This window comes from Thermobifida alba, from assembly GCF_023208015.1.
Classification (GTDB): Bacteria; Actinomycetota; Actinomycetes; order Streptosporangiales; family Streptosporangiaceae; genus Thermobifida; species Thermobifida alba.
Genome location: NZ_CP051627.1, coordinates 960,743 through 974,922, shown reverse-complemented (window position 1 = coordinate 974,922; position 14,180 = coordinate 960,743). Strand labels below are relative to the sequence as shown.

At 73.5% G+C, this 14,180-nt stretch carries 11 protein-coding genes; 3 read left to right on the top strand and 8 right to left on the bottom strand.

Annotated features, from left to right (window positions below):
* The first annotated feature begins 457 nt into the window (after positions 1-457).
* Positions 458-1,396: a CPBP family intramembrane glutamic endopeptidase gene (locus tag FOF52_RS04485; RefSeq protein WP_248593751.1), complete on the top strand. Its 939-nt coding sequence runs from the start codon at positions 458-460 to the stop codon at positions 1,394-1,396.
* 881 nt (positions 1,397-2,277) lie between these two features.
* Here FOF52_RS04485 and FOF52_RS04480 read toward each other — a convergent pair.
* From FOF52_RS04480 to FOF52_RS04460, 5 genes are all read right to left on the bottom strand, one after another.
* Complete coding sequence (locus tag FOF52_RS04480; RefSeq protein WP_248592566.1) at positions 2,278-3,057, bottom strand: maleylpyruvate isomerase family mycothiol-dependent enzyme; 780 nt, start codon at positions 3,055-3,057, stop codon at positions 2,278-2,280.
* Positions 3,058-3,231: 174 nt separating this feature from the next.
* On the bottom strand, positions 3,232-3,636 hold the full coding sequence (locus FOF52_RS04475; RefSeq protein WP_248592565.1) for a four-helix bundle copper-binding protein: 405 nt from the start codon (positions 3,634-3,636) through the stop codon (positions 3,232-3,234).
* Between the two features lie 120 nt (positions 3,637-3,756).
* Positions 3,757-4,266, bottom strand: coding sequence for a hypothetical protein (locus FOF52_RS04470; protein ID WP_248592564.1), 510 nt, complete (start codon positions 4,264-4,266; stop codon positions 3,757-3,759).
* A gap of 862 nt (positions 4,267-5,128) precedes the next feature.
* Positions 5,129-6,118, bottom strand: coding sequence for an LLM class flavin-dependent oxidoreductase (locus tag FOF52_RS04465; RefSeq protein ID WP_248592563.1), 990 nt, complete (start codon positions 6,116-6,118; stop codon positions 5,129-5,131).
* Positions 6,119-6,277: 159 nt separating this feature from the next.
* Positions 6,278-8,167, bottom strand: coding sequence for an outer membrane protein assembly factor BamB family protein (locus tag FOF52_RS04460; protein WP_248592562.1), 1,890 nt, complete (start codon positions 8,165-8,167; stop codon positions 6,278-6,280).
* Positions 8,168-8,786: 619 nt separating this feature from the next.
* Here FOF52_RS04460 and FOF52_RS04455 point away from each other — a divergent pair.
* Positions 8,787-9,032, top strand: a complete 246-nt coding sequence (locus FOF52_RS04455) for a hypothetical protein (RefSeq protein WP_248592561.1) — start codon at positions 8,787-8,789, stop codon at positions 9,030-9,032.
* A gap of 179 nt (positions 9,033-9,211) precedes the next feature.
* Here FOF52_RS04455 and FOF52_RS04450 read toward each other — a convergent pair whose 3' ends face one another.
* Both FOF52_RS04450 and FOF52_RS04445 read right to left on the bottom strand, forming a co-directional pair.
* Entirely contained in the window at positions 9,212-10,897 is a 1,686-nt protein-coding gene (locus FOF52_RS04450; protein WP_248592560.1) for a DEAD/DEAH box helicase, read from the bottom strand.
* A gap of 205 nt (positions 10,898-11,102) precedes the next feature.
* Positions 11,103-11,648, bottom strand: coding sequence for a globin domain-containing protein (locus FOF52_RS04445; protein ID WP_248592559.1), 546 nt, complete (start codon positions 11,646-11,648; stop codon positions 11,103-11,105).
* Positions 11,649-12,118: 470 nt separating this feature from the next.
* Here FOF52_RS04445 and FOF52_RS04440 point away from each other — a divergent pair, with 470 nt between their 5' ends.
* Positions 12,119-13,876 carry a class I adenylate-forming enzyme family protein gene (locus FOF52_RS04440; protein WP_248592558.1) on the top strand — a complete coding sequence of 586 codons (1,758 nt, stop codon included), beginning with the start codon at positions 12,119-12,121 and terminating at the stop codon, positions 13,874-13,876.
* Between the two features lie 64 nt (positions 13,877-13,940).
* Here the strand turns inward: FOF52_RS04440 and FOF52_RS04435 are convergent, their stop codons facing one another.
* Complete coding sequence (locus tag FOF52_RS04435) at positions 13,941-14,177, bottom strand: type II toxin-antitoxin system antitoxin (protein ID WP_248592557.1); 237 nt, start codon at positions 14,175-14,177, stop codon at positions 13,941-13,943.
* Positions 14,178-14,180 lie beyond the last annotated feature (3 nt).

Below are 14,180 nucleotides of genomic sequence, written 5' to 3'. Positions count from 1 at the left end.
CGCCGGCCGTCCCCCGACGGGCGTGTCCCCTTCGCCGTGTCCGGCGGCGAGTGGGCGGTGCGGCCCCCGTCCCTGTCGCCGTCGGGCACGGACCGGCACGGGACGTCTGACGCGCGTCGGCACGGACGCCCCCACTCCCGACATATCTCGACAGTCGGATTCCTCCTATAGTCGGACCATGCTGTTTTCGACATTTCCCGCACCGGCGGTTCCGGTGTCCTCCCGTGCGGCCGCTCCCCCGGGGACCGGCCGCACGGGGGGGCGGCGCCGGGAAGCACCGCACCGGTGCCGCCCCGGGGCGGGGCCGGACTCCGGCGGGCCGCCGGACCTCGGACCCGGCCGTCCTCCCCCACGTCCCCCGCCCCTCCTCCCACGGCGCGCATGCCCCGCCGCCTCCTTACGCCTCGCGGCGGGAGCGGCGGCGTCGACCGACGGACCCGACAACCGGAGAGTGAGTATGTCCTCCGACCGCACCCCCCTGTCCCTGACCGTGTTCCTGCTGCTCGCTTTCGGGCTGTCGTGGCTGTTCGCAGCGCCGCTGTGGCTGGGCGACGGTCTCGACAGCCCGCTCTTCCTGCCCCTGTCGCTGGCCATGATGGCCACCCCCGCGATCGCCGCGCTCGTGGTCGTCTTCTTCGTGGAGCGCCCCGAGCACCGAGCGCGAGCGTTGGGCCTGTGGCCTCTGGGGCCGGCCGGACGCCTGATCGGCTACCTCGCCCTGGCCATGGTCGTCCCGGTCGTCCTGATCCTCGCGGCGCTGCCCGTCGGCGCTCTGCTCGGCGTGTACCCGGCGGACTTCGTACACCTGTCCGGGTTCCAGGAGCAGCTCGACAGCCAGTGGGAGGCTCTGGGGGACGAGATCCCGCAGCCCCCGCTCGGCCTGCTGTTCGTGCTGCAGCTCATGGGCGTGGCCACCGGCGCGTTCCTCAACCTCCTTCCCGCGCTCGGCGAGGAGCTGGGCTGGCGCGGCTGGCTGCTGCCGCGCCTGTACCGTTTCGGCGCCGTCCCCGCCCTCCTGGTCAGCGGTGTCATCTGGGGGCTGTGGCACGCGCCGCTGATCCTGCTCGGCTACAACTACCCCGACGCCCCGCGCTGGCTGGGCCTGCTGGCGATGGTCGGCATGTGCGTCGTCGTCGGCATGGTGTTCGGCTGGCTGCGGCTGCGGTCCGCCTCGGTGTGGCCGGCCGCGCTCGCGCACGGCTCGTTCAACGCCGCGGCCGGGTTCTCCTTCGTGTTCGTCCAGGCCGGGGAGACCGTCGACACCGTCCACTCCACCATCCTCGGGTGGAGCGGGTGGATCGTCCCGCTCGTGCTGGTCGCCGTCCTGTTCGCCACCGGCCAGTTCCGGCCCGCGCAGGCGGAACCGGCGCAGGCCGCCGAACGGCCCGCCGCCTAGGACGGGTGCCGCCCGGAGGAGAAGTCCTGCCACGGGGCCGGTCGTCCGCCGCGCGGTGGACGGCCGGTTTCCGACCGGGCGGGGTCCCGGTGCCCGGGTCCGTCGACCGCGGCCGGTCCGCTCCGGGGCGGTGCCCCGTGACCCCCTCCATCACCGGTGTGACAGTCGCGTTCCGCGACCGGAGGACTCGACTGCGCAACGTGCGGGCACGGAGCGTCGACGCGGTGTTCACGCTCGCGGTGCGGGGCAGGGTGGCCGAGGCGTCACTGCGGAAGGCCGCCGCGGAGTCCGGGCTCAACATCGGTTCCGTGCGGCACCACTTCGGCAGCCACGGCGAGCTGCTGCGGGCCGCCGCCGACGAGGTCGGTCGGCGGATGGAGCGCCGGCCGCGGGCCGAGGAGGCACCGGCCCCGCCCACGACGGTCGGTGAGCGCCGCCGGTCCCTGGAATCGGTGGCCGCGGCCCTGCTGCCGACGGGGAGTACGGACCGCGCCCTCGCCGTGGGAGTGGGCGCGGTCCTCGCGGTCATGGTGGCCCTGACCGGTCTGTGGCAGGTGCGGCCGGTTCCCGTGGCGGTGCTGTACCCGCTGGTGATGGTCTGGGGCGGGGCGGTGTTCTGGAACTCCCCCGCCGTCCAGGCACGGCTGCACCTGCTGGCGGGGCCGGCCGCCACCCAGGCGCTGGCGTTGCCCACCTCCGGCAGCGGCCTCGGTGCGGCCTGCGGCGGAACGGTCGGCGGTCTCCTCCTCGACGTCGGCGCCCCGGCAACGCTTCCGGTGGTCGCCGCCGGGGCCTCGGCGCTGCTCCTGTTCCGGCTGGCCGCGCACCGCTCCCGGGACGCGGCCCCCGCTCCTCGGGGCAGCGGTGACGTGCCCCCGCGCTCACCTCAGGGCGACCTGCTCCAGCCAGCGGTCCAGCAGGGCGGCGTCGCCTCGCACCTCGACCCGGCCGCTGTCGACGGGCAGTCTGCGGTGGCAGAGCCGCAGTACGTCGGTGAGCGCGCCGCGCACCGTGACGTCCGCCCGTCCGCGGCCGAACCGCCAGCTGAGGCCCTGCTCGCCGACCTCCACCAGCCACTCGGCCCGTCCCCGTCCCGCGGGGTCGGCAGCGTGCAGCCCGATGGTGCGGCCCCCGTCCCCGGGGAACGCCACCGCCCCCGGAGCGCCGAACAGTTCCAGTAGTTCGGTGACCGTGTCGGCGGCGACCTCCGGGGCGACGGTGTAGTCGGCGTCCACCGCGGCGGCCGCGTCCGCCCGGTGCACCACCAGGTCGTGCGTGGCACGGCGGGCCCACGACAGGGCGGTTCCGGGGATCGTCCAGACCGCGACGTCGAGGTCGGGGCCGGCCTCGCGCAGCGCGTCGGCGCACTCCTCGGCCTGGCGGGCGAGCCAGGCGTCCAGCACGGCCGGGGCGTCGGTTCCGGGTCCGGCCGCGTCGTCGGCGCGGCCGTCCCGGAGCGGTCCGACCGTGTTCCGCACGGCCGCCCCCACCGCGTGGAGGTTGCCGCCGACGTGCCGGACCAGGTCGAGCAGTGTCCAGCCGGGACAGGTGGGGACCGCGGCGGACCAGTCGGCCCCGTGCAGCGTCGCGCGCAGCTGCCCCGTCTGGTCGGTGATCTCCGTGCAGTAGCGGTCGTGTCCGAGACGTGTCGTACGGCGCACCCTATGCGGTGGCTGTGACCCCCCGGATCCGCTTCGTCACCGTCCTGTCCGGTCCGGGCACGCGGTCCGGCGGTGTGGTCCCCCAGGCGGACGCCGCCGCGCGGCGGGCCCGGACACGGCCGGCGCCGTGCGGCCCCGCTGCCGGAAGCAGCGGGGCCGCACGGCGCTCCGGGGTCACAGGGAGGCGATCAACTCCCGGCAGACCATCTCGCAGCGGCGGCACGCCTCGGCGCACACCCGGCAGTGCTCGTGGTGTCCGGCGTGGCGAGCGCACTCGTCACCGCACGCCTTGCAGGCCTGCGCGCACGCCTCCAGGACCGCGCGGGTCAGGTTGGCGTCGTAGCCGGTGTGCCGCGACAGCACCTGGCCGGTGGTGGCGCAGAGGTCGGCGCAGTCCAGGTTGGTGCGGATGCACTTGGTGAGCTCAGCGACCGTGTCCTCGCTGAGACAGGCGTCCGCGCACGCCGTGCACGCCTGGGCGCACTCGAAGCACGCCTCGATGCACGCCCGCAGTTTCTCCCGGTCGACTCCGCCCAGGCTCTCGGGATAGGTCTCCAGCATCTGTCCCGTAACGCTCACGGTGCTCTCTCCTTCCGGGACCGACGCAGCCCGCGCACGGTCGGGGCTGTGCGTGACGCCGGACCCCCCGACACCGCTATCCGCCCGGGCCGGACCTAACCGGCCGACCTGCGCCCCGCGTCAGGAATCGCTGCCCGTCTCCCTCCTCGGTGCGAAGGAGGCGAGCAGCGCCGCCAGCCACAGCACGACGGCGGCGGTGAAGCCGACCCCGATCCGCGCCAGTTCGGCGTCCCCCATCAGGGTCGCCGCGATTCCCGCCGCGCCGGTCGCACACAGCAGCACCCCGGTCCACAGGTACAGCGCTCTCCGGAAGACCGCGGTGAGCAGGAGGACGTGGAGGCCGACGACCACGCAGACGCTCCCGGGGATCAGTTCCGGCCTGTCGAGGACGACCAGGGCCCCTCCGGCGGCGACCCCCACGACCAGCAGGCTCAGTCCGACGGAGGCGAAGGCGCCCTTCTGTCTTCCCGTCATCGGCGTGTTCGGGGGTGCGGAGAATCCCGTCCGGGTCGCGACCACCACGACGGTGAAGGTGGCCAGCATCGACCCGCCGAGAGCGAGCAGCAGCGACGCGGTGTCGGCCAGGGCGGAACTGGCACTCATCGCCCAGAGGAACGCGAGCACGGCCATGGGGATCACCCCTCGCGGCCGTGTGGAACTCTCCGAAACCGGCGAGGAGGGGATGGGAGGTGAATTCATACCGCCCTCCTTCCCCACCGTTTTCACGGAAAACCGTGGGATGACGGGAGGTTGATTCCGGACACCGTCTTCCGAGGCGACAAAACTGCAGGTCTCCATTTTCTCCCGGGTCCCAGGCGTCGCTTCTGGCCACATTCGGTCACCTTCTGCTCGCCCCCGTGGAAATGACGGAGCAGAATGGCGTCCCCCGTCCCCGGGGCCGCCCGGCGACACCGCACGGCCGGTCTCGTGCCGGTGTCCGCTTTCCACCGCGCTCGCGTCCGGTGCGGTTCGGGGCCGCCCCGTGCGGCACGGATGCGGCACTGCCCGTTCCGTGACGCCATCGCGTCATGGCTGCTTCCCACGGAACGGGCGGTGCCGCGTAACCGGCCCGCCGGACTGCGCGCCGCCCGGGCGCGCCCCGAGCCCCGTTTCCTCCCGCCGCCGGTGCACATTCCCGGCCTGCGGCTGGGCACCTGCCCGGCGATCCGCCGCGTGGAACTCACCGACGACCGTGTTCCCCTCGTCCCCGGCGTCTTTCTCCACCCCGGCGCCACCGCGCGGGCGCTGCGCCGCTACTGGGAGTTCCTGCTGAATCCTCCGGGGCCGCACCTGCGCTACCCGACGCCGGCGGAGTGTCCCTGCCCGGAGTGTCGAAGCGACGACGTCTGCTGTGCCCGCGACGTCCTGGCGGAGGTGCTGTCCCGGCTGCCTCCCCGGCCCCGTTGCGGCCCGGGCCGCGTGGTGCGCGCCCTGGAGGCGGAGTTCCTGCGGGCGCACCCCGCCCCGCCGGGCTGCCGCCTCGGGGCGCGGCTCAGGCCGCGGCGAGCCCCCAGGCGTCGGCGAGCAGTTCGTAGGAGCGCAGCCACGCCTTGCGGTCGGTGACGGAGGAGGCGACAATCAACTCGTCGGCCTGGGCGTGCTCGGCGAACCAGGTGAGGTAGTCGCGCGCCTCGGCCGGGTTTCCGACGGCGGTGTACTTGACCATGGTGAGGATCTGCCGTCCGGCGGGGGCCTGCAGGACCGCGTCGGCCTCCTCGGGGGTGAAGGTGCGGCCCCGCCCCAGGAACAGGCTCACCCGGGCGCGTTTGACCTCGGTGAACAACTGCTGCGCGGTCTCGGTGTCCTCGGCCACGATGGCGTTGACCCCGGCGATGACGTACGGCTCGGCCAACTGCTCGGAGGGTTGGAACTCGCGCCGGTACAGGGCGACGGCCTCGCGCAGCGCGTCGGGCGCGAAGTGGGAGGCGAAGGAGTAGGGCAGGCCGAGCGCGGCGGCGAGGCGGGCGCCGAACAGCGAGGAGCCGAGGATGTACAGCGGTACGTTGGTGCCCTTGCCGGGGGTGGCGTCGACCCCGGGGACCCGGGACTCTCCGGTGAGGTAGCCCTGCAGTTCCAGCACGTCCTGGGGGAACCGGTCGGCGGAGGCGGCGTCGCGGCGCAGCGCCCACATGGTCTTCTGGTCGCTGCCGGGCGCCCGCCCCAGTCCCAGGTCGATGCGTCCGGGGTGGAGGGTCTCCAGGGTGCCGTACTGCTCGGCGATGGTCAGCGGCGCGTGGTTGGGCAGCATGACACCGCCGGCCCCCAGGCGGATGCGGCTGGTGTGCGCGGCGACGTGGGCGATGAGCACACTCGTCGCCGACGAGGCGATGGTGGGCATGTTGTGGTGCTCGGCGTACCAGATCCGCCGGTATCCCCACTCCTCGGCGTGCTGGGCCAGGGTGACGCTGGCCTCCAGGCTGTCGCCTGCCGTTTCCCCCGTGCCGATGTGCGCGAGGTCGAGAATGGAGAGCGGGACTGCCATGGCGGTGCGGGCCCTTTCGTCATGGGGACAGAACAGGTGCCGGGAGGGGGCTCCCGGCACGTCTGGTCTACAACAGCGGCGCCGGGCGGGTTATTTCCCGGTCCCGCGGCGGCCCGGTCCCGCTCCGGGCGGGGCCTCCCGGCCGGGGCCGCCCCCGGTTCAGCGCAGTCCGAAGACCGGTCGCTCCCGTTCCCCGGTGAGGGAGTCGGCGATGTCCTCGAAGACGACGAGCGCGCCCGGCACGGGCAGCAGGCGCACCTGGGAGATCCCGCTGGTCGGGACCATGCCGTCGAGTTTCAGGGTGAACGGTTCGGCCGTGTCGTCCCACGGCGTCACACCGACGTCGTAGCCGCCTCCGGTGGCGGCGTCCTCGCTGAGGTGCACCATGACGGCCGCGTCGGCCAGGTCCACCCACTCGGTTCCGGCGAGCACGTGCGGGAACGGGGCGCCGCTGGCGGCGCTCCGTTCCAGTCGGCCGTCCAGGGTGCGCCGTTCGTGCACCAGCGTTCCCCCGCGTTCCTCGTCGATGCGCACCACCGAGACCGAGTCCGCGGTGAAGTGGGCGCTGTGGCCGTGCTCGGTGAGGTCGAGGTCGTCGGTCAGCACCTCGCCGGTCTCCCGGTCCACCACCAGGTAGCGGATGTCGGAGCCCCATTTCTCCACGGCGACCACCGAGCCGTCGGAGGTGACCGGGTGGAGGTGGGAGCGGTGGCCGGTGCTGTGGTAGCTGATCTCCGGGTTGGGCCCCACGGGCCCTTCCCCGGGGTGTTCGGTGCGCCACAGCTGCGTCCCGGTGGCCGCGTCGAAGGCGGTCAGGCGGCTCACTCCTCCGCGCAGCTCCGTCTCCGTGTTGAGGACGCTGCTCTCCCACCGGGCTCCGAAGCGGCTGGTGCCGTCCAGGTCCTCGTGGCAGTCCTGGGAGACCACCACCGCGTCGGGGAAGGTGCGGATCCAGGTGCGGGGGCGGCGGTCGATCAGGCAGCGGGGGTCCAGCGGGGCGGTCCACAGGGGGGCGTCGGTGTCCAGGGCGCGTGCCGTGAGCCGCCAGTCGCTGCCGTACTGTTCCACCAGGAGCCGTGCGTCGGCGGTGAGCAGGTCGACGGGCGCTCCGCCGCCCAGCCATCCGATCCCGCGTTCCCGGCCGGGGTCCCCGTCCAGGCGCAGCGGGGTGTCGCCGCGGAGCCGGCCGGTGGCGGCGTCCAGGGTGAGCAGCGCCTCCCAGTCCCCCCGGTGGTCGTGGACGGTGAAGGCGAGCGCGACGGTCCTGCCGTCGGGGGTGACGTTGACGTCCACCTCCGTGCCGAGCCTGCGGTAGTGCCAGGTCTCCTCCCCGGTGACGGGGTCCAGGGCGACCACCCCGTCGCCGACGTCGACCACCGCGCCGGTGACCGTGGCCAGCACCCGGTGGGTGCGCGCCCCCTCCGGGGGGCGCCACGTCCAGGCGACCCGGTCGACCGTGGAGGGCAGCGGCCGGGGCGCGGCCGCCGCGGCGGTGGCGTGCGACACCAGGGCCTCGGCCGCGGCCACCCACGCCGCCGTGGCGATCAGCAGGACCGTGGCCGTGCCGCAGGCCAGTCCGGCCAGGGGCGCGCCGGTCCACCGGGGCCGGTGGTTGCGTCCGCACACCGCCACCAGGACCGCGCCGCCGGTCATGGCCACCAGCCCGGCCCAGCCCAGGACCGCCCAGGGGGTGCTGCCGCGGTCGGGGACGGCGGCGCCGAGCAGCCACAGCGGCGTCTCCAGCACGGCCATGCCCGCCGCGCCCGCCGCGAGGATCCACCCCAGCAGGACCGGTTTGCGGGAGGTCTCCCGCTGCTGCTCCTCGGGGACCCGCTCCAGCAGTTGCAGCAGCGTCAGCCAGCCGCACAGGCCGGCCAGCGCCCAGAAGAAGACGCGGATCACCGGCAGCAGGCCGGGGCCTTCGCCGCCGTGGCCGAAGACCGGGGGCGCGAACAGGCCGACCAGTGCGCCCACCGTCAGCATCCCCACACCGACCCAGGTCAGGAAACGCCGGACGGAGTCGTGGATGCGGGGGGTTGTGGTGGGCATGGTCGCGGTTCGGCTCCTCGGCGGATTTCTCGGTGGCGTCGACTACGGGGGCCTGCCGTTCCAGTGCCTCCGCCGTCGAAGAGCCGACGAATCCCCCTCCGACGGAACCTGACGCGGGCGGCGGAGTCCCGGGCCGGCCGTCCGGTCCCGCCGTCCCGGTCTGGGGGGCGTTGCCCGGCACCGCACACCGTTTCCGGGGCCGCGCCGACGGCCGCGGTCGGCGGCCCGGAGGGAAGGCTTCGGCAGTCGTCTTTTCCGCCGTTCCGGTTTCTGACGAAAGTTTACGAGGATTTCGCTTCCGTCACCACCGTCGGAGGCAACTCGTGGCACAATCCGACGGTGCCGGAAACTCCCTTTGCGCACGACCGCCGGATTTTCCGCACGAGAATTCCCGAGAACCGCCCCCGCGGTCCGTGCTGTGCCATGTCTGTCCGCCTGCCCCGCGGGAGCGACGTCTGCCGAGGAGAACAGAATCATGGGTTACCCGGGCCATCCCTCCCACGGGGGCTACCAGGGGCCGCCTCACGGCGGTAGCGGAGGATGGGGGGTCCCGCCACCGCCCCCGCCGCACGGTGGTCCTCCCCCGTTCGGGGCCCCGCACCGACCGCCCCCGGCCAGCATGACCAGCCCGTTGATCTCGCTGGTGTGCAACCTGTTCGCCCTCTGCTTCCTGGGCTTGTTCGCGCTGGTCGGCGCGGCCCTGGCGGGCATCGCCCTGGGGATCCACCAGAGCCATCCGCAGGCGTCGCGGGTGCTGGCCGTCATCTCCTGGGTCGTCTTCGGTCTCGAAGTCCTCCTCGGCATCGTGCTCTTCGCGTTGTACGGCTACGTCCTCTTCACGGAGCTCGCCCTGGCCGACTACTGAGCCCGGTTCCGCGGGTCCCCGTCCGCATCCGACGCAGCCCCGGACGGCGCCCCGGCCACCGGCGGGTGCGCGGCAGCGGAGCGGACGGCGGGCCGGGAGCCCGAGGCGTCACGGCTCCGCCGCACCCGCCCCGCTGCTGCCACCGCGGTGGCAGCAGCGGGGCGCCGCCGGCGGACGGCTCAGAAGCGTTCCCGGCGCACCACGGTGCGGCGGCCCTTGATGGTGCTGTTCTTCAGCGCGGCGATCACCCCGTCGGCGGTGGACTCGGGCACCTCCACCAGGGAGAAGCGGTCGGCGATCTCGATCGCGCCGATGTCGCGCCCGCTCAGTTCGGTCTCCCCCGCGATCGCGCCCACCAGGTCCTGGGGGCGGACCCGGGCGTTGCGGCCGATGCCGACGAACAGACGGGTCATGCCGTCCGAGGGGCCCCGGCCGCGCCGCTCCCCGCGGCCCGGCCCGCTGCGCCGTCCCCGCCCCAGGCGCTCCCCGCGGTCGGCGCGGATCACCGGCTCGGGAATCTCCTCCTCCTCGCTGACGGCGCCGCTGGCCTCGTGCGCCAGTTTCACCGCGGCCAGCGCGATCTCCATGATGTCGAACTCCTCGGCGAGCGGCTCCACCACGACGCGGAAGGGGTCGAGGACGGCGTCGTCCTCGGCGAGGATCTCGTACAGCGCGGCGCGGGTCAGCTCCATGCGCCGGGCGTGCAGGTCGGCGACGGTCGGCAGCTTCTCGACGCTGATCTGGCCGTTGGTCTCCCGCCGGATGGTCTTGAGCATGCGGTGCTCGCGCGGCTCCACCAGGGTGATCGCCACCCCTTCGCGGCCGGCCCGCCCCACCCGGCCGATGCGGTGCACGTAGGTCTCGGTGGCCGAGGGCACGTTGTAGTTGACCACGTGGGTCAGGTGCTCGACGTCGAGCCCGCGGGCGGCCACGTCGGTGGCCACGAGCAGGTCGGCGGTGCCGCTGCGCAGCCGTGCCATGACGCGGTCGCGCTGTTCCTGGCTCATGCCGCCGTGCAGCGCCTCGGCCCGGTAGCCGCGGGCGTTGAGGGTCTCGGTGAGCTGGTCGACCTCTTCGCGGGTGCGGCAGAAGACCAGGGCCGCGGTGGGCGACTCGACGTCCAGTACGCGTCCCAGCGCGGCGGGCTTGTACGGGCGGGCCACGACGTAGGCGTTCTGCCGGACCTTCGGCGCCTCGCCGGGGGCGGGGGCCTCGCGGGCGATGCGCACCCTGACCGGGTCGTCCAGGTGGCGGCGGGCGATGCCGTCGATGCGCTCGGGCATGGTCGCCGAGAACAGCACCATCTGGCGCTCCTCGGGGACCTGCTCGACGATCGCCTCGATGTCCTCGGCGAATCCCATGTCGAGCATCTCGTCGGCCTCGTCGAGGACGACCATGCGCACGTCGTCCAGGACGAGCGTGCCGCGGCCGATGTGGTCCAGGGCGCGTCCCGGGGTGGCGACGACGACGTCGACGCCGCGCTCCAGCGCCCGCAGCTGCCGTCCGATGGGCTGGCCGCCGTAGATCGGGAGCACCCGCGCGCCGATGTTGCGGCCGTAGCGGTGCAGCGCCTCCGACACCTGCAGGGCCAGCTCGCGGGTGGGGACCAGCACCAGCGCCGACGGGTGGTCCCCCCGTTCGCCGTCGGGCAGCCGCTGCAGGATCGGCAGGGAGAAGGCGGCGGTCTTGCCGGTTCCGGTGGCGGCCTGGCCGAGCAGGTCACGGCCCTCCATCAGGGAGGGGATGGTCTCCCGCTGGATCGCCGTGGGCTCCTCGTAGCCGAGGTCGGCGAGCGCGTCGAGCAGTTCCGGACGGAGTCCCAGGTCGGCGAAGTAGACCTGTTCCTCGATGGTGTTCTGGGTCATTGCGGCTCCTCGTCGCTGAACAGACGCACGGGACCGGCCGACTGCCTCGGCGTCTCACCCCCGCGCTCACAACGGCCCCTTACCGTGCGCGATCCCCCCCTCGCTCAGCACGGTCAGCCGCCGCGCCCCGTGGGGCGCGGAAGACACCGGGGATCAGGGACATCCGCGCCCGCCTTCCGGGGTGGGCGCGGAGAAGACCGCTCAATCAAGAAGCCACTGTAGGTTTACCACTCTCCTCACCCGGATGCGGACCGGCATGCCTGCCGCCGGGGGCTCCGTCCCCGGTGCGCGGCTGCCCGGGCCCCCGGGCGGCCTCGGCCGCTCCGGCGAGCATGGCCGAGGCGATCCACTCGTAGACCGTGACCCACGCCGAGCCCACCGAGGGCGCCCACTCCAGGGAGACGTCGCGGGCCGCCTCGATGAGGGCGTGGCCGACGCAGCGGTACTCCTCCGGGCCGAGTCCCCACCGGACGTAGTGGTACCCACCGAGTCTACGCAGGTTGTCCCAGGTTTTGTCGGGTTCGTCCAGGTGGTGGACGACCTCGACGAGGACCCGGGCCATCCGGACGTGCTGGCTGCCCATGTCGGACGGGAACAGGTCGCGGCTGCTCGGCAGCAGTCGGAACAGGTGGTGGTAGAAGCGCTCGGCCAGTACCTCCGGCTGGTCCAGCAGGTCCGCGCAGAGGGCCCGGACCGTCGTGACGGTCCGGGCGTCGGGGCGGGGCAGTTCACGGGTCGCCATGATGGCCATAACGCTTCTCTCCTGTTCTCCGGTCGTCCAGAAACCTTTTCTCCGCGGCCCCTCAGGCCCCGGGGTGCCGCGTGGAATTCAGAATTTCCCGTGAACCATTCCTCATCCTCTTGAAAAAATGACGTAGAAAGTCCCGGAAGTCATTCGTCACCTGCCAGGACGCCGTTCAGGGACACTGTAAACCGCCGTTTTCGAAGGGGTTGACACAGGGTTGCTCCCCACGGGCGGACACCTTTTTTTCAAACGGACTTCTCTCGACTGTTTTCGGGACTTTGGCCCCTGGCGCTCCCGGGATCGCGCCCGTTTTCTCCAGCGCTTTCGGCACGCTGCGGAGCGGAGCGGGCGCACAGCGGAGCCGCACCCCCGAAAAACGGTGATTTCACCGACTGCGCCCCCGGAATCCCTGTGATAGACATCACGACAACCCGGCGTGACCGGCCCCTGACCGTCCCGACAGATCCGGAGCAGCCATGAACGCCGTCCCTTCCCCGTCTTCCGCCTCCCCGTCCGCCCTCCGGTCGCTGAACGCGGCCACCGTCCCCCTGCTGTGTTCGGGTTCCCGCTTCGAGATGGCCCAGGTCGAGGTGGGCGGCGTCCCCGTCCGGGTCTGGGCCGGCTCCAGCCCCCACCTGCGCGCCGTGCTGGAGGCCAGCCTGGAGCACGGCGACCGGGAGGCGCTCGTCTTCGAGGGCGAGCGGATCTCCCACACCGAGCACTTCCGCCGCGCCGCGACCCTGGCCCGCCGTCTCGTCGAGGACTACGGCGTGGCCAGGGGCGACCGGGTGGCCCTGGCGATGCGCAACTACCCCGAGTGGGTGACCGCGTTCTTCGCGGCCGTGAGCGTCGGCGCGATCGTGGTGCCGGTCAACGCCTGGCTGAGCGCCCCGGAACTGGAGTTCGTGCTGCGCGACAGCGGGGCGCGCCTGCTCGTCGCCGACTCCGAGCGGCTGGAGCGGCTCGGCGCGGCGCTGGAGCGGCTGGACCTGGCGGTGATCGCGGTCCGCTGTGCGGGCCCGCTGCCCCGTGGGGCGCGGGCCTGGGCGGAGGTGCTCGGCGAGGTGGCCCCCGATGCCGTGCCGCCCGAGGTGGCCCTGGCCCCCGACGATCCCGCCACGCTCTTCTACACCTCGGGGACCACCGGCAGGCCCAGGGGCGCGCTGGGGTCGCACCGCAACATGGTCAGCAACGTGCTGTCCATGGCCTTCATGAAGGCCCGCACCCTGCTGCGGATGGGAGCGGACGTCGCCGAGGCGCTCGCGCTCACCTTCGAGGCGGCCCCCGCGAAGGTGCTGTGCGTGTTGCCGCTGTTCCACGTCACCGGAGCGCAGACGGTCATGCTGCCCACCCTGTCGGCCGGGGGCACCCTGGTGTTGCTGCGCCGGTGGGACGCCGAGGCGGCGCTGGAGACGATCGAGCGCGAACGCGTCAGCGGGATGACCGGCGTCCCCACGATGCTGGCCCAGCTGTTCGCCGCGCCGAGCTTCGCCGAACGCGACCTGTCCAGCCTGGTGTCGCTGGGCAGCGGGGGCGCGCCCGCCGCCCCCGCCCTGGTGGAGCGGGCCCTGCGGGGCGGCCTGCGGCCGGAGGCGACGCTGCTGGGCGCCGGGTACGGGCTGACCGAGTGCTCGGCGACGGCCTCGGTCAGCTACGGTCCCGACTACCTGGCCCGCCCCGACAGCGTCGGCCTGCCCGTGCCGGTGGTGGACGTGCGGATCGTGGGCGCGGACGGTGCGGACCAGCCGCCCGGCCGGGTCGGGGAGATCTGGATCAGCGGCCCGGGCGTGGTGCACGGGTACTGGAACCGTCCCGAGGAGACCGCCGCGACCTTCGTCGACGGCTGGCTGCGCACCGGCGACCTGGGGCGGGTGGACGACGCGGGGTTCCTCTACGTCGTGGACCGCGCCAAGGACATGATCCTGCGCGGCGGCGAGAACGTGTACTGCGCCGAGGTGGAGGCCGCGCTGCTGGAACACCCGGCGGTGCTGGACGCGGCCGTGCTGGGCCTGGCCCACGAGGAGCTGGGCGAGGAGGTCGGCGCGGTGGTGCGGGTGGCCGCCCAGGCGCCGCCGGACGCCGGGGAGCTGCGTTCCTTCCTGGCGGGCCGGCTGGCGGCCTTCAAGATCCCCTCCCGGATCGCCTTCACCGTCGACGAGCTGCCCCGCAACGCCGCGGGGAAGCTGCTGAAGCGGCGGCTGCGCGACGAGGCGGCCTGGCCGTCGGCCGACTGATCCGGGCACGCCGCGGGCCCCGCCGGGCAGGTGGCCGGGCGGGGCCTCGTCGCGGTCGCCGGGGTCAGGGGCTGGGGTCGTCGGGGGGCGGCGTTGCGGGGGCGTCCTTCTTGCGGGGGCGGCCCCGTCGGGGGATGGCCTTGGCCTGCCTGGGCATGCGGCCCGCGTCGGTCAGCGCCCGACGCAGCAGGAACTCGATCTGCGCGTTGGTGCTGCGCAGCTCGTCACCGGCCCATCTGGCGAGCGCGTCGTATACCGCCGGGTCGAGCCGGAGCAGGATCTTCTTGCGCTCACTTGCCACCGG